The organism is Streptomyces sp. NPDC088124 (genome assembly GCF_040685895.1).
Taxonomy (GTDB): Bacteria; Actinomycetota; Actinomycetes; order Streptomycetales; family Streptomycetaceae; genus Streptomyces.
The window spans coordinates 270,038-289,047 of the sequence record NZ_JBFBJB010000002.1 but is presented as its reverse complement, the minus strand read 5'-3'; the positions used below and the strand labels follow the sequence as shown (position 1 = coordinate 289,047).

Sequence of the window (19,010 nt, the reverse complement as noted above, 5' to 3'; positions counted from 1 at the left end):
CACCATGGCTCCGCCATGCCTCGATCCTCCGCCTTGCGATGCACGCACCCCAGCCCCGCTCCTTCTCCCACCCCCCATTCGCCGGTCGGTCTTAGACCGTGTCCTACCGGGACCGCCGCCTGGTGGCACATGAGTGGTTTTCCCGGGCAGCCGCGTTGTCCCTGTTCTCGTCGGGCTTCGGGATCGGTTGCCCGGAGAGCGCGGCGACCAGCCGCCCGGTCCTCGTCGGCGGGCAGCACCGTGGGGCAGGGGCGGCCAGGTGCTTGAGAAGACGGCTGAGAGGGCCGTCGGCTGCGGGCATACGTCCTCCGGTCCGATGGCGCACCGGCCGGTGCATCCGTGTTCCGCGATCGGTCAACGATGACGTGCGCCGAGAGGTTCTGTGGTGGTTCGCCCGCAGACGCAAGGTCATCAACGTCAGTGCGGCCGCTCGGACTGTGATGCAGACGCATCGTCAAGGAGCGTGGACTCTCCGCCAACGACGTTCCGCCCGACGTCACGGCAATATCGGTTCCGTCAACACATCGAATTCGCAATGCCAGAACACCGCGACATGTAAAGCGGAAAAAATCGCTCCTTTAGCGACTGCAGCAGTCGAATCCGGAACCTGACGAAAGGTCATCTCACTTGAAACTGGCCAGAATCCTCACCGCCCTCGCTCTCGGCGCGACTCTCGGTCTTGGTGCCACCGCAACGGCCACCGCCGGCACCGGCAGCTCTCCGGCTCCCCGCGCCGCAGAAAACACAGGTTCTGCGGACGCGGCCGACCGCGCTCGCGCCGCCACGGCGCGCAAGGGCCCCATCATGGCGACGTACAAAGGCAAGAAGTTCGACATGGCTGACGGGTGGGGTGACGCAAAGGTCTGTTCCGAATATCCCGATCTCACCGTGAAGTGCTTCGCTACCGACGCGGAGGCCCAGGCCGACATGGCTGCCTACGCCAAGAAGGATCCCCGAGCCCTGCCGAAGGCCCCCAAGGGGCGCTCCGCCAAGATTCAGCCGGCGGCACCGGCGTCTATGGCTTCAACGGCCAGTGGTGACGGAGTGGTCCCCCTCGCCGCCTCCTGCGCCTTCGGCTGGACGTGCCTCGGCGAGCACCAAGACTTGGGTGGCCGCAAGCTCCAGTGGTCCGCCAACGGCACTAAGACTCTGGCGACATGGGGCTTCCGAGATGAGGCCACCTCGACTTGCAACAACGACGAGACCGGTGGTATGAGCATATTCGATTACCGCACCAACTGGCCCGACCATCAGCTCATTACGCCCCTCGGCTATTGCTACATGAGCCTCCACGAAGTGAAACTCGACGGTTTGACGGGTGTTGGCACTTGGAACGACCGCGCTGACGAAGTACGGATGTGATCTGACTACCCAATAGCGCTGCCCCCGCACTGAGCATTATGGTGCGGGGGCATACCCATGCGCCGCAAACGACAAAGGCCCCATGAAATTCCCCCCCCGGGCCCTGGACAGCGGGTGTTTACGTTGCGGGGGTGAGGTCTTGCCTGAGCAAGGTTCTCGTTTCGAGTGGAGTGATGTACCCGTACTCGGGGTGCTTGCGGAGCCGGCTGCGGCTGTACGGAGCTTCACATCTGCCTCAGCAGCTCTGCCCGTACCTGCTCCTCACGGCGTTCGTCGTGCCAGATCACGTCGACCAAGTGCGAGATGAGCTTGACCAGGTCGGTCTTGGTGCACTCGTGCCAGCCGGTCAGGTCCCGCAGTTCGCTGCGGTGTCGCTTGGCCGCGCGGAAGGTGAAGTCGTAGAAGGCCGGCTCGGACGCGGGGACGCCGACCTGCTGGGCAACGTGCTCGACCGCGTCGGGCGGCAGCTCCAGGCGCATCCGGGGAAACCGGCCGCGCCAGGTCAAGAACTTGAGCTGAACGGCGAAGCCCAGCCTCGTGGCGCCGGTCTTGTTCCGCAGCCAGCCCGCCTGGTCGCCGGACAGGGTGAAGTGGTCCACCACCTACCTGGTACGGCTCCCGGCTCCGCCGTAAGACGGCGTCCATGTCGCTGGTACAGATGAAGACCGGCGCGGCCTGACCGCGCTGTTCTGGTCGAACGTCAACCCGTAGGGGGACGTTCCGGCTCGACCTGATGCCCGTGGCCGCTCCCCGGCCCCGGTGATTCGATGCAGCAGACACGGCACGCGCGAGGCGATGAGCGCCCTTGAGTGTCAGACGGCCTTTCGGGGGCGGGTGGTGCCGAGGCGTTCCCAGAGGCCGACCAGATGCGCGTGCAGGACTTCCTCGGCTTCCTCCGCGGTCAAGTGGCCGATGAGTACATGGGCGGTGAGGCCGTCGGCGAGGGCGAGCAGAGTGCGAGCCTCGTGCTGCGGGTCGTGCGGCGCAGCGCCTTCGTCGGCCGAGCCGCTCTCGGTGGCCTCCGTGATGAGGCGGACGAGGAGGTTCTGGAGGGCCGCGTAGCTGGTTCTCAGCGGGCCGGCGAGTGGCTCGCTGACAGCGGCCTGAGCGACGAACGCGAGCCAGATCCGTGCCTCGGCGCGGTGTTCTTCGCGAAGCAGGGCGATCTCGTTGGTCGCGTGGCCCAGGGCGGTGGCGGCCGACTGGGCCGAGCTTGAGGCCAGGCGGGTCCTCACGCGTTCGGTGATGCGTTCGCCGACGTGGTCGACGGCGAAGAGGAGCATCTCCCCCTTGCTGCGGAAGCAGCGCTGAACGGCGCCCAGTGAGACCTGCGCGCGAGCGGCGACGTCGCGCATGCTCACTCCCTCCGGTCCGTATTCGTCGGCGAGGAGGCAGACGGCCTCGGCGATCCGGCGGCGTCGGCTTTCGTAGTCCACCTGTTTGGGCATGCTCGGTCAGCCTCCTTATTCCGATACGATCGTATCGCTTCCGGGTTATGGTTTCGCACACAAGCACTTCGGCATGTGGAGAGGAAGCGCGATGATCAGGCAGAACGCCCTGTGGGCAATGACCGCCGCCGCTCAGGCGGAGGCGGTCCGAGGCGGAGATATATCGGCGGTCGAACTGGTCGACAGCCACCTGGAACGCATCGCCGAGATCAACCCACAGGTCAACGCGGTCACGCAGCTGCTGGCCGAGCGAGCCCGCGAGGCCGCGGCACACACGGACCAGCGGCGGGCAGCGGGCGAAGAACTCGGGCCGTTGGCCGGCGTGCCGTTCACGGTGAAGGAGACCACCGCTGTCGAAGGAGTGCCGACCACACTCGGAACGGCACGCTTCCGCGACCTGATGGCTCCGGCCGACGCACCCCCTGTGGCCCGGCTCCGCGCGGCGGGAGCCATACCGATCGGCCACAGCAACATGCCCACCCTGGTCCTGGCCGGGATGCACACCCGCAGCGAGTTGTTCGGCGACACCGTCAACCCGTGGAACCGGAGCCGGACCCCGGGCGGCAGCAGTGGCGGTGACGGAGTGGCCGTCGCCACCGGCATGGCCGCGCTCGGACTCGGCAACGACTCCGGCGGATCCGTACGGATCCCGGCCTCCTTCTGCGGCGTGACGGGGCTGAAGCCGGCCACCGGGCGGTTCCCCGCCGACCACCGCGTCCTCGGCCCGGACGACCCGGGACCAGCCTCACAGATGCTGGTCACCGACGGGCCCCTGGCGCGTACGGTCGCCGACCTGCGGCTGGCATACGAGGCGCTGGCCGGGACCGACCCGAGGGACCCGCGGGCCGTACCCGTGCCCCTCTACGGCGAACCGCTGCCGGGGCCGGTCAAGGTCGCGGTCGTCGCCGACCCCGGCGGCCACGGCGTTCATCCCACGGTCCGCGCGGCTGTCACGGCCGCGGCCGACGCGTTGCGCGACGCCGGGTACGACGTGCGGGAGACGGCGGATGTTCCGCGGTTGGACGAGGCCCTGGAGGCATACGGCCGGATCAGCGTGACCGAATTCGCGCCGACCTGGCCGGTGGTGCGGGAACTGCTCGGCGACGGCGGAGACCGCTACATCCAGATGGCCATGGAGAAGACTCCGCCTGCGAACGCCGCAGAACTCACGAAGCTGATGGGGACCTGGCTCGGCATCCGCCGCTCCTGGGCGGAGTTCCTCGACGAGTTCCCGCTGTTGCTCGGACCGGTGTTCACCGAGCCGCCCGTCGAGCCGGGCCTGGAGTCACGCGACGAAGCGGGACGGGAACGGGTCACCGGGGGCATGCGCCTGTGCACGGTGACCAGCTTTGTAGGCGTGCCCGCGGTCGCCGTACCGACCGGAGTCAGCGACGGACTGCCGTCCGGCGTGCAGATCATCGGGCGCGCGTTCCGGGAAGACCTGTGTCTGGCCGCCGCCCAGGAGATCGAGGACCGCCTCGGCGTGCTCGCGCCGATCGACCCTCGCCCGGAAGTCCCGCTGCCATGAGGGCCGCAGTGGCGGAGCTGTCGCCGTGGGCGGCCGACCACTTCGGCGACATCGAGGCGCTGGGCGAGTCCGTACGCGCCGCGATGGAGGCCCGTCCGGCCGAGGAGTCGGCCTGGGAGGCCATCCGGGGGGCGTTCCTGGTGCTGGGACGGGTCGGAGGCAGCCCGGCGGAGCAGTTCACCATGGCCCGGCTCCACCACGAGGCGCCCTCCTTGCGCGCCCGGCACCTGGAGAAACACCTCCACTGGCAGGAACTGCTCGCCCCCGAGGCCCAGCGGCGCCTCGGCCTTCCCGCCTCCCCGACCCCCGACCCCCGGGCGCGCGCGTTCGTCGCGGCGGCGCTGGCGTGCCTCGACGCGGCCGTCGACGAGTGGTACCGCTCGGGCGGGAAGAAAGACCCCGAGCGCCTCTTCGACGAGGCGGTCGCCACCCTCCGCGGCTGACGCCGGGCGGCACCGGGGGAGAAGCACCCGGGACGGGCCGCGCGGCGCGGTGGCCGTACGAACTCCCGCGCCGGACAACGCCGCTCAGGCCGTCGGCCCCCGCGTCCGGCGGTTACGGACGTACGGTCCGGCCGCGCGCGGGGCCTTCGACCGCCTCCACATACGCCCGGGCCACCTCGGAGACGGGGGCGCCGCCGGTCCCGTCCTCACCCATGGCCTCCAGGGTCTCCTTGATCCACCCAGGGCTGATGAGATTGATGCGGGGGCCGCGCGGCAGTTCCCCGGCCGCGTTGCGTACGAACCTTTCCGGCCGCTGTTGATGAGGGCGCCTGACGACCCGCCGGGCAGCGGAGCGGCGAAGGTGCCGCCGGTCAGCGTGACGGAGCCGTCCTCCGGGAGATGGCGCAGGGCCCGCCGCGCCAGCGCGACCTGTCCCCACAGCTTGCCACGTGCCGCGTCGGCGAATTCGCCGTCCGTCGCCGACGCCAGATCCACCAACGGCCCGCCGGCCGCGCAGCACACCACCGCGTCGAGGCCCGGCACCGCGTCGAAGAGCGCGTCCAGGGAATCCGGATCCTCCAGATCCACCGTCACCGGGCCCCTGCGCGAAGCCCTGACGACCTGATGCGAAGCCTCCAGCGCGCGGGCGACGGCGCTGCCGATCGTTCCCGTCGCTCCGATCACCAGTACCTTCACACCACCGATCATGTCAGCGACGGCACCGGCGACCAAGGGGCAGAGGGATCCGAACGGGAGGCCCTGGGGCCCGTACACCACGCGGCGGCGTCATGGAGAGGCGTTCAGTACCGCATCAGCTCGTGCTCCCATTCGGCCTCGGGCTGGTGGTGCAGTTCGAGGTATGCCTGGGCGAGCACCGCCGGGTCGAAGCGCTCATCGCCGCCGCCGATGTCCCGTGTGATCGTGACGCTGGTCGCGTGCACGCCCGTTCCCGTCAGCTGGTCGTGAAGTACTTGCACGTACGCGCGCAGCGCGGCCTTGCCGACGGACAGGGAAGCGAATTCCTTGGAGGGTGACAGCGCGTAACCGCCGCCGGTGAACAGGAGGCTTCCGCGGCCATCGCGCAGCTCGGGCAGGACGGCGTTGGCCGCGACCCTGGCACCCAGGACATTGATGGCCGTGACGTCGGCCCAGTCCCGGTCGTCACCGCCGATGGGGGAGTCCTTCCGGAGTACACCGACGTTGTACACGAGCACGTCGGGAGCACCCAGCTCGGTGATCGCGGAGTGGATCGCCGCGCGCAGGCTGTCGGGGTCCGTGGCGTCCGTGACGTAGCCGCGGATGTCCTGGCCGGTGGCGGCCAGTTCCGCGGCGTAGGTGTCCAGCCTCGCCTTGTCACGGGCGAGCATGGCGACCGGGTGTCCGGCCTGGGCGAAGGTGCGTGCGATCGCGAGGCCGAGGCCAGGTCCGACGCCTACGATCACTGCGGTTCCGAGGGGCACGGGGGGTCCTTTCTCCGAGGGGAGGGGCGCCGGGGATGCTTACCGCGTCACCCGCCACCTGAATCCGGGCGAGCCCGGTGACGGTGGGCTCGACGTCGGCCGAGAGGTTCCCTTCGCACCGCTGCCCCCCTGGGACTCCGCCCGTTCCCCCACGCATGGTCGTTCCTGGAGTCGCGTACGGGAACGGAGACGGAGGGCGGGGAACGGCGAGGTGGCTGGAAGCGCTCGCCGTCACCGGGAGCGCCGCCCTCGGGATTCTCGTCATCGCCGTCATGGCGTGCGTAGGCGGCGGGTGATGTTTGAATGCCTGGGTGACTGCTACTTCGACCAACAATGCGGCTGCGACCGCGACCGTGGCCGAGATCGACGTGCTCAGCGTCTTCTGCGGGGCCGACGGCCGGCACGGCAACCTGCTCGGGGTCGTCCGCGAGGGCCGCCACCACCCCGACCGGGCGGGCCGGCAGGCCCTCGCCGCCGAACTCGGCTACAGCGAGACCGTGTTCGTCGACGATCCCGACCGGGGCGTGGTCGACATCTACACCCCCGGGCTGCGGCTCCCCTTCGCCGGGCACCCCCTCGTCGGCGCGGCCTGGCTGCTCGACCTGGAGGCCGTCAACCCGCCCGCAGGGGAAGTGTGGGTGCGCCAGGACGGCGAGTTCACCTGGATCACCGCGCGCCCCGAGTGGGCGCCGCCGCGCACCCTGGAGCAGTACGCCTCCGCCGCCGAGGTCGACGCGCTGCCCGCGCCGCCGCCCGGCGAGGGGTGGCTGTACGCCTGGGCCTGGGAGGACGAGGCCGCCGGGCGGGTCAGGGCGCGCGCCTTTCCGCGCCGGGGCGACGGCATCGTCGAGGACGAGGCGACCGGCGCCGCCGCGCTGCTGCTCACGGCGCGGCTCGGCCGGGCGCTGAACATCACGCAGGGCCGGGGCTCGCAGCTCATCACCGCCCCCGGCCCCGACGGGACCATCGAACTCGGCGGGCGCGTCCGGCTGCTCTCCGAGCACATCCGCTGAGCCCGTTCCCGTACGGCCGCAGCCGCAGCTACGGCTACGGCTACGGCTACGGCTACGCGCTCAGCGGGAACTCCGCGCCCAGCTCCCGGAACACCGCCCCGTTGAAGTCGAACGCGCGCTTGCACTCGTCGATGATCCGCTGCTTCTCCAGATCGTCCGCCGCGACCGCGTCCAGCAGCTCCCGGTACCCCCGCTTGAACGCGGCCGGGTTGGCGATCCCCTCGAAGACGTAGAACCGCACGCCGTCGCCCTTGCGGGCGAAGCCCCAGGTCTTCTCCGCCTTGTCGCGGATGATCTGGCCGCCGGAGAGGTCGCCCAGGTAGCGCGTGTAGTGATGCGCCACGAAACCGCCGGGCCACTCGCGCGCGCACTCCTCCACCCGCGCCGCGTACGCGGCCGTCGCGGGCAGCGGCTCAAGTCCCGTACGCCAGTCGGCGCCCCGCAGATGTGCCAGATCGCGCTCCAGCTCCGGGGTGCGCGCCAGCTCGTTCCGTATGAAGGGCCCGGCTATTGGATCCTCTCTCAGCCGCTCCGAGGCGCCCTCCAGCGCCCGGTACACGAACCACAGCTGCTCCGTATAGCGGGTGAAGGCGTCCACCCCGAGCCGTCCGCCGAGCAGGTCGCTCATGAAGGTCGAGGTCTCCGCCTCCGTGTGCTGCTCGTGCGAGGCGACCCGGATCAGCGTGGAGAACGGGGTCGCGGCGGTGGTGGCGGTTGCGTCCAAGGCGGGCCTCCGGAGACCGAGGGGACGGGGCATACGGGACGAGGGGAGAAACGGGGGTGGCGGCAGGCACCGCCCTCACCGATACTCTTACTTAGGCTTACCTAAGTCAATGGGTTCCCGACGCCCTGTCGGTAAAAACGCTACCCCGGGATCGCCGGAGGGCAACCTCGGGATTCCGTTACCGTACGTGCCCGCGCGTCAGGGCAGCGTGAGGATCTCCGCGCCCGTCTCCGTGACCACCAGCGTGTGCTCGAACTGCGCGGTCCGCTTCCGGTCCTTCGTCACCACGGTCCAGCCGTCGGCCCACATGTCGTGCTCGTACGTACCGAGAGTGAGCATCGGCTCGATCGTGAACGTCATGCCCCGCTCGATCAGCGTGGTGGCGTGCGGGCTGTCGTAGTGCGGGATGATCAGCCCGGAGTGGAAGGACGAGTTGATCCCGTGCCCGGTGAAGTCCCGGACCACGCCGTAGCCGAACCGCTTGGCGTACGACTCGATGACCCGCCCGATCACATTGATCCTGCGCCCCGGCCGTACCGCCTTGATCGCGCGGGCCAGCGCCTCGCGCGTCCGGTCCACCAGGAGCTTCGACTCCTCGTCCGCGTTGCCGCAGAGATAGGTGGCGTTGTTGTCGCCATGTACCCCGTTGATGTACGCGGTGACGTCCAGGTTGACGATGTCGCCGTCCTGGAGGACGGTCGAGTCCGGGATCCCGTGGCAGATGACCTCGTTGACCGAGGTGCAGAGCGACTTGGGGAAGCCCCGGTAACCGAGCGTCGAGGGGTAGGCCCCGTGGTCGCACATGAACTCGTGCGCGACCCGGTCCAGCTCGTCCGTGGTCACCCCCGGCGCGATGTACTTCGCCGCCTCCTCCATTGCCTGCGCGGCGATCCGCCCGGCGATCCGCATCAGCTCGATCGTCTCGGCGGTCTGCACCTCCGGCCCGGTGTACGGGGTCGGAGCGGGCTTCCCGACGTACTCGGGGCGCCGGATCTTTCCGGGGACGGAACGGGCGGGAGAGATCTCCCCTGGTACGAGCAGCGACTGGCCAGACATACCGGCGAGTCTATGGCAGGGCTCAACCGGCCCGGGTGGGGCAGCATGACGTCAGAGGTCGGTGGACGGAGGAAGGAGCCGATGATGGCCCTGTTCAAGAGGCGCACGGTCGGTAAGCCCGGCGAGTGGTACTACTGCCTGGTGCACCAGAAGGTGGAGGAGGGGCCGGAGTGCCCCGCCAAGGACCGCTTCGGGCCGTACCCGAACCGCCAGGAGGCGGAGCACGCGATGGCGACGGCGCGGGAACGGAACCTGGAGTGGGAGACGGACCCGCGCTGGCACGACGCGTCGAAAGGCGGCCCGGACGGAGCTGAGGGGGAGGGCCCCCGCGCGGAACGGTAGTTCCGCCCGCCCAGGCTGCCGCCGCGCGCCCAGGCCGCCGCCACCGGCTCCGGCCGCCGCGCTCAAGGTTCCGTGCTCAGGGCGCCGCCGTCTCCGTGGCGGTCCCGGCAGGCGCGTCCGGAGCGGTCCCCGGAGCCGCGTCGACACCCGCGTCCGGAGCCGTCCCGGGAGCCGCGGCGCCCGTGCCCCGCGCCGTCGTCGCCTCCTTCTGGGCGCGGCGGCGCAGCGCGTCCTCGTCCGTGTCCGCGTCGTACGTCACCAGCTTCGGCAGCACCGCCGTCAGCAGCCCCACCGCCGCCACGCACGCCAGCCCGCCGCCCCAGATCGCCGGCCGGGTGCCCGTCCAGCCCGCCATCGCGCCCGCGCGCACCTGGCCCAGTTGCGGGCCGATGCTGTACGAGAGCACCTCGATGCCCGCGAGCCTGCCGCGCAGCTCCTCCGGGATCGTCTGGTTCCAGATGGTCGAGCGGCCGAGACCGCTCAGCGTGTCGCCCATGCCCGCGAGGGCCAGGCACGCCAGCACCAGCCAGATATTCGAGAACCACCCGGCGGCCGTCATCGCCAGCCCCCACCCCGCCGCGCCGCACACCACGAAGAGGCCGTGGCGCCGGACCCGTGAGGTCCAGCCGCTGGTCAGGCTGAGTATCACCGAGCCGACCGCGCCCGCCGCGTACATCAGCCCGAGCGACCAGGGCGCGTCCAGTTCGTCGGCGAGGAACGGGAAGATCGTGTTCGGGAAGGCGAAGAACATCGCGGCCAGGTCGATCGCGTACGTCCCCAGCAGCACCGGCCGGCTCCACGCGTAGCGCGCGCCCTCCGCGATGCCGCGCAGCGACGGGCGCTCCGCGTCGTGCGCGGCGGGCGCGGGCGACAGGCGCACGCACAGGAGTACGGAGGCGGTGAAGCCCAGGATCGTGATCCCGTACGCCGTGGCGTGTCCGGCGTACGCGACGACCACGCCCGCCAGCGACGGGCCCGCGATCGTGCCGAGCTGCCAGCGCGCCGCGTTGAGCGCCGCGGCGGCGGTGAGCTGGTCGTGCGGGACGATCCGGGCCATCAGGGAGTCCAGCGCGGGCCGCTGGAGTCCGGCGAGCGCGGAGACCCCGGCGGCCACGACGTACAGCGGCCACAGCATCGGGTCCGGCAGCAGGGCGTTCAGCAGCAGGAGGGCGGCGAGCACGCCGAGCCCGGCCTCGGTGAACAGGATGACGCGGCGCCGGTCGACGGCGTCGGCGAGCGCCCCGCCGTACAGCCCGAAGACGATCAGCGGCACCAGCTCCACGGCGCCCATCGCGCCCACGGCGAGCGGGGATCCGGTGAGATCCTTGATCTGGAGCGGCAGCGCGATCATCGCCATGAAGCTGCCGAAGGTCGTCACCAGACCCTGCACCCAGAGCAGCCGGAACTCCCGTGAGGAGCGCAGCGGCGTGAGGTCCGGCAGGATCGAGCGGATCGAACGGAGAGGGGCTGAGGTCACGAGAGGCCATGGTGCGTGGCATGGAGGTGCCACGGCAACCCGGTTATGGGAGCGGGCTCATGGCGGGCGTTATGGGAGCGGGCTCATGGTGGCGCGGTCACCAGCGGGCGGGCGGCGGGGCCGTCAACTGGTCGGCCAGGCGCGACAACCGGTCCCGGAAGCGGCGTCGGCCGCGCGGCGCGGGCAGGCTGTTCTCACCGGTGGCCGCGGCCACGAGATGCTGCACGGAGTCGAGGTCCACGCCCTGCGCCGCGTCCGCCGCGGCCACCGTCAGCGCGTCGTGCGCCAGCCCCCGGACGTCCGTGTCGCCGCCGTCCAGCGACAGCACCGTCGCCCCGGCGCGTCGCGCGTCGTGCACCCGCTCCAGCAGCCCGCCGTCCGGCCGTTCGGGCGCCACGACGAGCAGCGTCTCGCCCCGGCCCGCCACCTCCAGACGGCCCAGCCCGACGGCGAGATGCGCCGGATCGCCGGGCCGCACCCGGTGGCGTACGAGGGTGGGGTTCAGCCCCGGCTGGCCCGACCAGGCCGCCTCGTCGACGAGATGCGCGGCGAGGTGCCACGGCTCGTACGCCTCGGTCCCGACCAGCAGCAGCCCGCCGCCCTGCGGTACGACGGAGGAGCGCAGCGTCCCCGCGAACCGCCGGGTCGCGGACGGCCACTCCGTACCGCTGAGGACTTCACGCAGCAGTGCGACGCGTACGGCATCCATGGGCCCGCATCCTGCCGCAGTACGGCGCCGGGCGTGGCCGGTCCCGGCGGCTCTCACTCGATCGGGGCCGACCGGCGTCCGGTTACCGCGCCGTAGAGTTCGACCATGACTTCAACGGACAGTGGCAGCACCTCCCCGAACCGGTCCGCCGAGCCCGCCGAGCCCGCCGAGCCCACCGGGTCCGGCGCGCCGGCCGCCAAGCCCGCCGCCAAGGACCCGTGGGACCTCCCCGATGTCTCCGGGCTGGTCGTCGGTGTGCTGGGCGGCACCGGACCGCAGGGCAAGGGGCTCGCCTACCGGCTGGCGAAGGCCGGACAGAAAGTGATCATCGGGTCCCGGGCCGCCGAGCGGGCCGAGGCGGCGGCGGCCGAGCTGGGCAACGGCGTCGAGGGCGCCGACAACGCCGAGTGCGCCCGCCGCAGCGACATCGTCATCGTCGCCGTGCCGTGGGACGGGCACGCCAAGACGCTGGAGTCGCTGCGCGGCGAACTGGCGGGGAAGCTGGTCGTCGACTGCGTCAACCCGCTCGGCTTCGACAAGAAGGGCGCGTACGCCCTGAAGCCCGAGGAGGGCAGCGCCGCCGAACAGGCCGCCGCCCTGCTGCCGGACGCGCGGGTGACCGCCGCCTTCCACCACCTCTCCGCGGTGCTCCTCCAGGACCCGGAGGTGGAGCGGATCGAGACGGACGTGATGGTGCTGGGCGAGGCGCGCGCGGACACCGATCTCGTGCAGGCGCTGGCGGGCCGTATCCCGGGCATGCGCGGGGTCTTCGCGGGGCGGCTGCGGGGCGCCCACCAGGTGGAGTCGCTGGTGGCCAACCTGATCTCGGTGAACCGCCGGTACAAGGCGCACGCGGGGCTGCGGATCACGGACGTCTAGGGTCTTTCGTACGAGCGGGGCCGCCCGTCCGGCGGCAGCGGGCGGCCCGTGGCCGGGGCCGCCCGCGACAGCTGATGCCAGACGTCCGTACGTCAGACGATCAGTTTGAAGGCCTCAAGTGACAGGTCCTTGATCAAGGTGCCGCCGAACTTGTACCCGCCGGGATCGGTGCACGCCTTCTCCTGCCACTCCTGGGTGTCGACCCGCGCGGTGACGCAGACGCTGCCCTCGACGATGCTGATCGCCAGCCCGCGCATGAACACCCCCTTGTCCGGGGCGCCGATGTACAGGTCCTTCAGGTTGTCGGCGCTCTTCCAGGCGGGCTCCCAGTCGGTGTTCTCGATGTATCCGTTGGCGGCCATACCGTTCGTGCCGGACACCGCGATGTTGATGCTCTCGATGGGCCGGCTCTGGCCCTCCGTGCCGGACGTGAGGCCGTCGCACACCGGATCCTGCCAGCCCGTGCCGCGTACGTAGGCCCGGTAGCAGATGTGCCGGCCCGGGGCGCGCTCGTTCAGCGCGGTCACGGCGACCGCCGCCGTGTTCTCCTGAGGCTCGGGCGGCGCCTCTTCCTTCTCGCCGCCGCCCGCGCCCCCGTCGCCGTCCTCCTCGGGCTCGGGCGGCGGCTTGCTCACGGACACGCTGGGCGCCGGGGCGGGCGGTTCGGCCGAGGGCAGGCTCGGCGGCGCCGGGGACTCCGCCGTGGGTATCGAACTGGCGGCGGCCGACTGGGGTATCTCCTTCGCGAGGCTGCGCAGCGCGGGCTGGTACGCGAACCAGAGCACCGCGAGGGTGATCGCCAGCGCGAGGAGGATGCTCAGCAGGGTGGCGACCCAGAGCGGCAGGAAGCCCCGCTGCACGTATGTGCCGTCCGTGTCGAGCGGAGTCGTTCCCGAGCGCTGCAACGCCAGGGTGAACGGTCGTTCCTGCTTCTGGCCGAGCCAGATGATCTGCCGGGGCTTGAGCTTCGCGTCCACGAACGCGGCGCGGCCCGGCTCGATCTGCACGCTGGCGGGGAAGAGCTCGTACGAGAGCGAGTCGCCGTTGTCGCTGCCCGAGAGGGAGGCGGTGAGACTGGTGTTGCCGAGGTTGTCGATGGCCAGCTTGGGCCGGCCGCGGAACCGCCCCCTGACCGTCGGGGGGACCATTTCCGTCCGTACCTCGGTGAAGGGCGTGAAGGTGATGTTGCCCTCGGTGACCGTCGTGGAGTCGCTCTGCTCCGTCGGGACGATCTGCACCCCGTACGGATGCGGACCGGCGGTCGCGTCCGGGGTGCGCGGCGGCGCGAAGGTGAGCTGAAGGGTTCCCGTGGTCCCGGGAAACAGCCGGATCGAGGAGGGTTCGACGGTGACGTACGGGGCAACATCACCGACGGGAACGAAGCGAAATTCGTCGACCACATCGCCGGTGTTCCGCACATTCAGCCGCACCGTGGTCGTGTCGCCAGGGGCCACCGTGGTGGACGCGGGCTCAAGAGAAGTCCAGAGGCTCACGCGCTGACGCTAGCGGGGGAGCCCGTTCCCGTCAGGAAGCCCCAGGGCGGACATTCATGCCCCCCGCGACCGGGAGGTCTGCCTTCCGTTTCCTTGCCTCTCTCGTTTCGACACGTCCCTACCCGCGGGTAGGGGAGGGGGTGCCCGCGGGGGTGCGGGCGGATGTTCAGGAGATGGCCAGGAGGTATCGAGGAGGGGCGTCCGTGCGCGGGCCGGCGGGTCTGGGGGAGACTGGGACCGTCGTACGACACCCACCCCGGGACAAACCCCCGAACAGGAGCCGACCCGCATGCCCCGCCTCGCTCTCTACGCCCTCGCCGTCTGCGTCCTGACCGTGGCCGCGGCCGTGGTCTCCTTCACCCGGGGCAGCTGGCTCGGTGTCGTGTGGGTGCTGCTCGCGGGGCTCTCGTCCAACATGGCGTGGTACTACGTCCGCAAGGCGAAGGCGGAGCGGGCGGCCCAGCCGTAGGGCGGCACACCCGCCGCGTACTACGGCACGCGCCGCCTCCTGGAGCGTCACGCCCCGCAGATGTACTCCTGCCGGCTCGTCCAGAAGGTGAAGAGGTTCCGCCCGCAGTACGTCTCCAGCTCCGAGACGCCCAGCGCGCGCATCAGCGCGTGGATGCCGTCGAAGAACGCGCCGTTCACCTCGGGGATGAAGAGCACGATGAAGACGGCGAGCAGCCCGAACGGCGCGAACGGCTCCACCTGGCGGCGGATCTTGTGGGAGAGCCACGGCTCGATCACCCCGTACCCGTCCAGGCCCGGCACCGGCAGGAAGTTCAGCAGCGCCGCCGTGACCTGGAGAAGGGCGAGGAAGCCGAGCGCGTAACGGAAGGACGTGGGGACGCCGGAGAGGGCGTCCAGCCAGAACGGCGCCGTGCAGACGATCGCGAACAGTACGTTCGTCAGCGGGCCGGCCGCCGAGATCAGGCTGTGCTTCCAGCGGCCCCGGATACGGTTCCGCTCGATGAAGACCGCCCCGCCCGGCAGCCCGATCCCGCCCATGATCACGAAGATCACGGGCAGCACGATGCTCAGCAGCGCGTGCGTGTACTTGAGCGGGTTGAGCGTCAGATAGCCCTTGGCGCCGATCGAGATGTCGCCGCTGTGCAGCGCGGTGCGGGCATGCGCGTACTCGTGCAGACAGAGCGAGGTGATCCAGGCGCCCGTGACGAAGAGGAAGACGCCGATCCTGATGTCCGCGGCGAAGTCCGTCCACACGGCCCAGCCGGAGACCGCCGTGACGGCGACGATGCCCAGGAAGACGGGGGAGATCCGCCGGTCGCTGTTGCGGGAGGTGACGGTGGACATGGACGGGGCTCCCCACGGGACGGGATCGGCGGGTCGGGCGGCGGGACGGGAGCGTGTGGCGCCCGGCCGGAGACCTCCCCGACCGTACCGCTGCCCTTTCCCGAACGTCCGACACGCGGAAAACGTCTCGCCTCCCGGGACGGTTCCGGGGAGGCTGGACTCATGGTGCGGAGGACGATCCGGTACGAGGCGGAGCGGCGGCTCCCGCCCCCGGTGCGCCTGCCCCCGGGGCTGGTGCGCCTGCCCCCGGGCCGGTCGGTGGATGCGGGGCGGTTCCGCTGAGCGCCGTCCCGGACAATGGGCCCATGCGTCCGCGCTACCGCGTTCTCGGTCCCACCCTCGCCCTGCGTGCCGACGGCACCCCCGCCGCCCTCGGTGGCGCCCGGCTGCGCGCGCTGCTGACGGTGCTGGCGCTGCGGCCCGGCCGTACCGTCCCGGTCGGTGCGCTCGTCGCGGAGGTCTGGGACGGCGAGCCGCCCGCCGACGCGGTCGGCGCGCTCCAGGCCCTGGTCGGGCGGTTGCGCCGGGCCCTCGGCGCCTCGGCCGTGGCCTCGGAGAACGGCGGCTACCGGCTCCACGCCGACGAGGACGACGTGGACCTCCACCGCTTCGGCGCGCTCGCCCGCGAGGGCGCGCGGGCGCTGGAGGCGGGCGACGCCGCCGGGGCGGCACGGCTGCTGGACGACGCGCTCGCGCTCTGGCGGGGACCGGCGCTGGCCGACCTCCCCGACCGCGTGACGGAGGCGGCCCGCTGGGAGACCCGCCGCACCGAGGCGCGCAGGGCCCGGTCGGCCGCCGCGCTCGCGCTGGGCCGCGCGGCGGAGGCCCTGCCCGAACTGGCCGCGCTCTGCGGTGAGTTCCCGCTCGACGAACCCCTTCAGGCGCTGCGGATCCGGGCCCTGCGGGACGCGGGGCGCCCGGCGGCCGCGCTCGCCGCCTACGGCGAGGTGCGCCACGCCCTCGCGGAGCGGCTGGGTACGGACCCGGGCCCGGAGCTGCGCGCCCTCCACGAGGAGCTGCTGCGCGGCGGGAGCACCCGGGGGAGCCACGGCGGGGGCGCTCCGGCGTCCGGGGCGCCGGTGAACGGCGCCCGGCCGGGCGGTGACCGGCCGACCGGTGCCCGGGTGAACGGGGCCGGGCGCCCCGGGAACCTCCGCGCCCGGCTGACCAGCTTCGTCGGGCGCGAGACGGACATCGAGGCGATACGCGGTGACCTGGGCGGCGCCCGGCTCGTCACCCTGCTCGGGCCGGGCGGCGCCGGGAAGACCCGGCTCTCGCAGGAGGCCGCCGAGCTGATGGCCGAGGACTGGCCCGACGGCGTCTGGCTGGCCGAGCTGGCCCCCGTCAACGATCCGGCGACGGTTCCCGAGGCCGTACTCAGCGCCCTCGGCGCGCGCGAGACCGTACTGCGCGGGGCCGGGGCCGAGGAACTGCGCGCCGTCGACCGGCACGCCGGCGAACCGCTCGTGCGGCTCGCTGAGCACTGCGCCCGCCGCCGGATGCTGCTCCTGCTCGACAACTGCGAGCACGTGATCGGCGCCGCGGCCGTCCTCGCCGACGAGCTTCTCGCGCACTGCCCCGGGCTGACCGTCCTGGCGACCAGCCGGGAGGCGCTGGGGGTGCCGGGCGAGGTGGTGCGCCCGGTGGAGCCGCTGCCGCCGGACCCGGCGCACCGGCTGTTCGCGGAGCGCGGGCGCGCGGTACGGGCCGGGTTCGACCCGGCGGACGACCCGGGGGCGGTGGCGGAGATCTGCCGCCGGCTGGACGGGCTGCCGCTGGCGATCGAGCTGGCGGCGGCGCGGCTGCGGGTGCTGACGCCGCGTCAGATCGCCGACCGGCTCGACGACCGCTTCCGGCTGCTGACGAGCGGGAGCCGGACCGTACTGCCGCGCCAGCAGACCCTGCGCGCCGTCGTGGACTGGTCCTGGGAGCTGCTGGACGCGCCGGAACGCGCCGTGCTCAGGCGGCTCTCCGTCTTCACGGGCGGCTGCGACCTCACCGCCGCGGAGTTCGTCTGCGCCGACGACACCGACGCCGGCACCGACGCCGTCACCAACACCAATACCGGCACCGACGCCGTCACCGGCACGGCGGGGTCCGTCGTGGGTGCCCGGGACGTCGCCGGTCTGCTGGGCTCCCTCATCGACAAGTCCCTCGTCGTCGCCACCCCCGCGAGCGACGGCACCATGCGCTACCGGCTGCTGGAGACCGTCGCGGAGTACACCGCCGAACGCCTCGACCAGTCCGGGCGATCCGGCGAAGGCGGGGAAGGAGAGCGCGCCGCCACCGAGCGACGGCATCTCGTCCACTACCGGGAGCTGGCCCGCACCACCGACGTCGCGCTGCGCGGCCCCGGCCAGCAGGCCGCGATACGCCGCCTCCAGCAGGAGTACGAGAACCTGCGCACCGCGCTGCGCCGCGCCGTGGCCGCCGGTGACGAGCAGGAGGCGCTCTGTCTGGTGCTCTCCCTCAGCTGGTACTGGCAGATGCTCGACCTGCGCCCCGACGCCTTCCAGTGGGCCAGGGCCGCCTCGGCGCTCGGCCCCGATCCGTTCGTCCCGCCCGGGGAGCCCGCCCCGCCGATCCTGTCGCGCTGTACGGACGCGCCGCCGCCCATGAGCCCCGATCTGCTCCAGGAGGCGCGGCGTCAGGTGTGGCTGGTCGAGATGGCCACCATCGACCACAACGTGGGCACCTGGATGGCCCCGGAACAGCAGGCCCGGCTCCGCGTGGTGGCCACCGTCTACCGGCCGGGGCTGCCGCAGACCTGCCGCTTCCCCGCCACCCTGTGGTTCTTCTCGGTCCTGGTCACCGGGGACGCCGACGACCTGCGTCTCATGCTGGACGCGACGGTGCGCGCCTGCGAGGAGTTCGGGTACGAGTGGGAGCTGGCCAGCGCGCTCCAGATGCGGGCCAACGTGCTCGCCAACCGGGCGGCCTGGGCGGGCGACGCACGCGGGGACGCCGACCGGAGCCTGGCGATCTACCAGCGGCTCGGCGACCGCTGGGGCACCGCCGAGGCGCTCTCCGCCCGCGGCGAGGCCCTGGAGAAACACGGCGAACACGCCCTGGCCGCGGAGGACTACGCGGCGGCCATCGGCCACGCCGAGTGGCTGGGCGCGCGCGGCCAGGTCGCCCTGCTGCGCGCCCGCCTCGCCGGGACGATGCTTGAGACGGGCCGGGGCGACGAGGGCGAGCGCATCCTCCGCGAGGTGGTGGCCGACGAGCCGGACTCCGTGCACGAGGCGATGCCCGCCGCCCGCCTCTTCCTCGCCCTGTGGCTGGGCCGCACCGGACGCCGCGACGAGGCCAGGGAGCATATGAGCCTGCTGCTGGACACGTTCCGCTCCGAGACCCTGGCCCTGTTCCAGGGCATGGTGCGGAGCGTCTTCGCCTGGCTGGACTGCGCGGACGGCCGGTACGCCGAGTCGCTGGAGGGCAGCCGGGCCGCCCTGGAGTCGGCGCTGTCCCCGCTGTCGATGATGGTCGCGCCGGAGATGCCCGCGGTCCATCTGCTGACGGCCGCCTGGGCGCTGGGCGGGCTCTCCGCCGCCGGAGGAGGCCGGGGCCGGGACGCCGCCCGGCTGCTCGGGGCGTACGAGGCGCTGCTCCCCGCCCGTCATCACCCGAATGCCCTGGAGCGGGAGCTGTCCGCCGCCGCCGAGGCGGCGACACGCGCCGTCCTCGACGGTCCCGCGTTCGACGCCGCGCGGGCCGAGGGCGCCGGCCTCACCCTGGAGGAAGCCGTCGCCCTCGTCTGAT

At 72.0% G+C, this 19,010-nt stretch carries 17 protein-coding genes and 1 pseudogene; 8 read left to right on the top strand and 10 right to left on the bottom strand.

The genetic code is table 11. The features are described 5' to 3' along the window. Positions 1-627: 627 nt before the first annotated feature. On the top strand, positions 628-1,362 hold the full coding sequence (locus AB0P17_RS02640; protein WP_365806902.1) for a hypothetical protein: 735 nt from the start codon (positions 628-630) through the stop codon (positions 1,360-1,362). Positions 1,363-1,586: 224 nt separating this feature from the next. On the opposite strand, the gene AB0P17_RS02635 is transcribed toward AB0P17_RS02640, so the two are convergent. Next, complete coding sequence (locus tag AB0P17_RS02635) at positions 1,587-1,961, bottom strand: DUF4158 domain-containing protein (RefSeq protein WP_365806900.1); 375 nt, start codon at positions 1,959-1,961, stop codon at positions 1,587-1,589. Positions 1,962-2,174: 213 nt separating this feature from the next. Beyond that, complete coding sequence (locus AB0P17_RS02630; protein ID WP_365806899.1) at positions 2,175-2,810, bottom strand: TetR family transcriptional regulator C-terminal domain-containing protein; 636 nt, start codon at positions 2,808-2,810, stop codon at positions 2,175-2,177. A 91-nt stretch (positions 2,811-2,901) separates the two neighbouring features. Here AB0P17_RS02630 and AB0P17_RS02625 point away from each other — a divergent pair, with 91 nt between their 5' ends. Together AB0P17_RS02625 and AB0P17_RS02620 are read left to right on the top strand one after the other, a co-directional pair. After that, entirely contained in the window at positions 2,902-4,338 is a 1,437-nt protein-coding gene (locus AB0P17_RS02625) for an amidase (RefSeq protein ID WP_365806897.1), read from the top strand. Next, complete coding sequence (locus AB0P17_RS02620; RefSeq protein WP_365806896.1) at positions 4,335-4,781, top strand: hypothetical protein; 447 nt, start codon at positions 4,335-4,337, stop codon at positions 4,779-4,781. Before AB0P17_RS02625 ends, AB0P17_RS02620 begins: the two co-directional genes overlap by 4 nt. Positions 4,782-4,893: 112 nt before the next feature. Here AB0P17_RS02620 and AB0P17_RS02615 read toward each other — a convergent pair. Together AB0P17_RS02615 and AB0P17_RS02610 are read right to left on the bottom strand one after the other, a co-directional pair. Then, a pseudogene (locus tag AB0P17_RS02615) lies at positions 4,894-5,477 on the bottom strand (short chain dehydrogenase). A 104-nt stretch (positions 5,478-5,581) separates the two neighbouring features. Next, complete coding sequence (locus AB0P17_RS02610) at positions 5,582-6,241, bottom strand: SDR family NAD(P)-dependent oxidoreductase (protein WP_365806894.1); 660 nt, start codon at positions 6,239-6,241, stop codon at positions 5,582-5,584. A gap of 311 nt (positions 6,242-6,552) precedes the next feature. On the opposite strand from AB0P17_RS02610, the gene AB0P17_RS02605 reads away from it, so the two are divergent. Then, positions 6,553-7,254: a PhzF family phenazine biosynthesis protein gene (locus tag AB0P17_RS02605; RefSeq protein ID WP_365806892.1), complete on the top strand. Its 702-nt coding sequence runs from the start codon at positions 6,553-6,555 to the stop codon at positions 7,252-7,254. A 52-nt stretch (positions 7,255-7,306) separates the two neighbouring features. On the opposite strand, the gene AB0P17_RS02600 is transcribed toward AB0P17_RS02605, so the two are convergent. Together AB0P17_RS02600 and map are read right to left on the bottom strand one after the other, a co-directional pair. Then, complete coding sequence (locus AB0P17_RS02600; RefSeq protein WP_365806890.1) at positions 7,307-7,978, bottom strand: biliverdin-producing heme oxygenase; 672 nt, start codon at positions 7,976-7,978, stop codon at positions 7,307-7,309. Positions 7,979-8,176: 198 nt separating this feature from the next. Then, positions 8,177-9,034, bottom strand: coding sequence for a type I methionyl aminopeptidase (gene map, locus AB0P17_RS02595; protein ID WP_365806889.1), 858 nt, complete (start codon positions 9,032-9,034; stop codon positions 8,177-8,179). 84 nt (positions 9,035-9,118) lie between these two features. Between map and AB0P17_RS02590 the strand changes: the two genes are divergently transcribed. Beyond that, positions 9,119-9,376 (top strand): hypothetical protein, encoded by a 258-nt coding sequence (locus tag AB0P17_RS02590; protein ID WP_365806887.1) that lies wholly within the window; start codon positions 9,119-9,121, stop codon positions 9,374-9,376. A gap of 76 nt (positions 9,377-9,452) precedes the next feature. Here AB0P17_RS02590 and AB0P17_RS02585 read toward each other — a convergent pair whose 3' ends face one another. Continuing rightward, the gene (locus tag AB0P17_RS02585) at positions 9,453-10,853 is read right to left on the bottom strand and encodes an MFS transporter (RefSeq protein WP_365806885.1); all 1,401 of its coding nucleotides are present in this window, start codon (positions 10,851-10,853) and stop codon (positions 9,453-9,455) included. 97 nt (positions 10,854-10,950) lie between these two features. Continuing rightward, positions 10,951-11,562 carry a hypothetical protein gene (locus AB0P17_RS02580; RefSeq protein ID WP_365806883.1) on the bottom strand — a complete coding sequence of 204 codons (612 nt, stop codon included), beginning with the start codon at positions 11,560-11,562 and terminating at the stop codon, positions 10,951-10,953. 105 nt (positions 11,563-11,667) lie between these two features. Between AB0P17_RS02580 and npdG the strand changes: the two genes are divergently transcribed. Continuing rightward, positions 11,668-12,441: an NADPH-dependent F420 reductase gene (gene npdG / locus AB0P17_RS02575; protein ID WP_365806881.1), complete on the top strand. Its 774-nt coding sequence runs from the start codon at positions 11,668-11,670 to the stop codon at positions 12,439-12,441. 92 nt (positions 12,442-12,533) lie between these two features. Here the strand turns inward: npdG and AB0P17_RS02570 are convergent, their stop codons facing one another. Beyond that, positions 12,534-13,934 carry a hydrolase gene (locus AB0P17_RS02570; protein ID WP_365806879.1) on the bottom strand — a complete coding sequence of 467 codons (1,401 nt, stop codon included), beginning with the start codon at positions 13,932-13,934 and terminating at the stop codon, positions 12,534-12,536. A gap of 289 nt (positions 13,935-14,223) precedes the next feature. Here AB0P17_RS02570 and AB0P17_RS02565 point away from each other — a divergent pair, with 289 nt between their 5' ends. Further along, positions 14,224-14,403 carry a hypothetical protein gene (locus tag AB0P17_RS02565; protein ID WP_365806877.1) on the top strand — a complete coding sequence of 60 codons (180 nt, stop codon included), beginning with the start codon at positions 14,224-14,226 and terminating at the stop codon, positions 14,401-14,403. A 47-nt stretch (positions 14,404-14,450) separates the two neighbouring features. Here AB0P17_RS02565 and AB0P17_RS02560 read toward each other — a convergent pair whose 3' ends face one another. Then, the gene (locus AB0P17_RS02560) at positions 14,451-15,248 is read right to left on the bottom strand and encodes a site-2 protease family protein (protein ID WP_365806876.1); all 798 of its coding nucleotides are present in this window, start codon (positions 15,246-15,248) and stop codon (positions 14,451-14,453) included. Positions 15,249-15,553: 305 nt separating this feature from the next. Here AB0P17_RS02560 and AB0P17_RS02555 point away from each other — a divergent pair, with 305 nt between their 5' ends. After that, positions 15,554-19,009 (top strand): BTAD domain-containing putative transcriptional regulator, encoded by a 3,456-nt coding sequence (locus AB0P17_RS02555; RefSeq protein ID WP_365806874.1) that lies wholly within the window; start codon positions 15,554-15,556, stop codon positions 19,007-19,009. The last annotated feature ends 1 nt before the right edge of the window (position 19,010 follow it).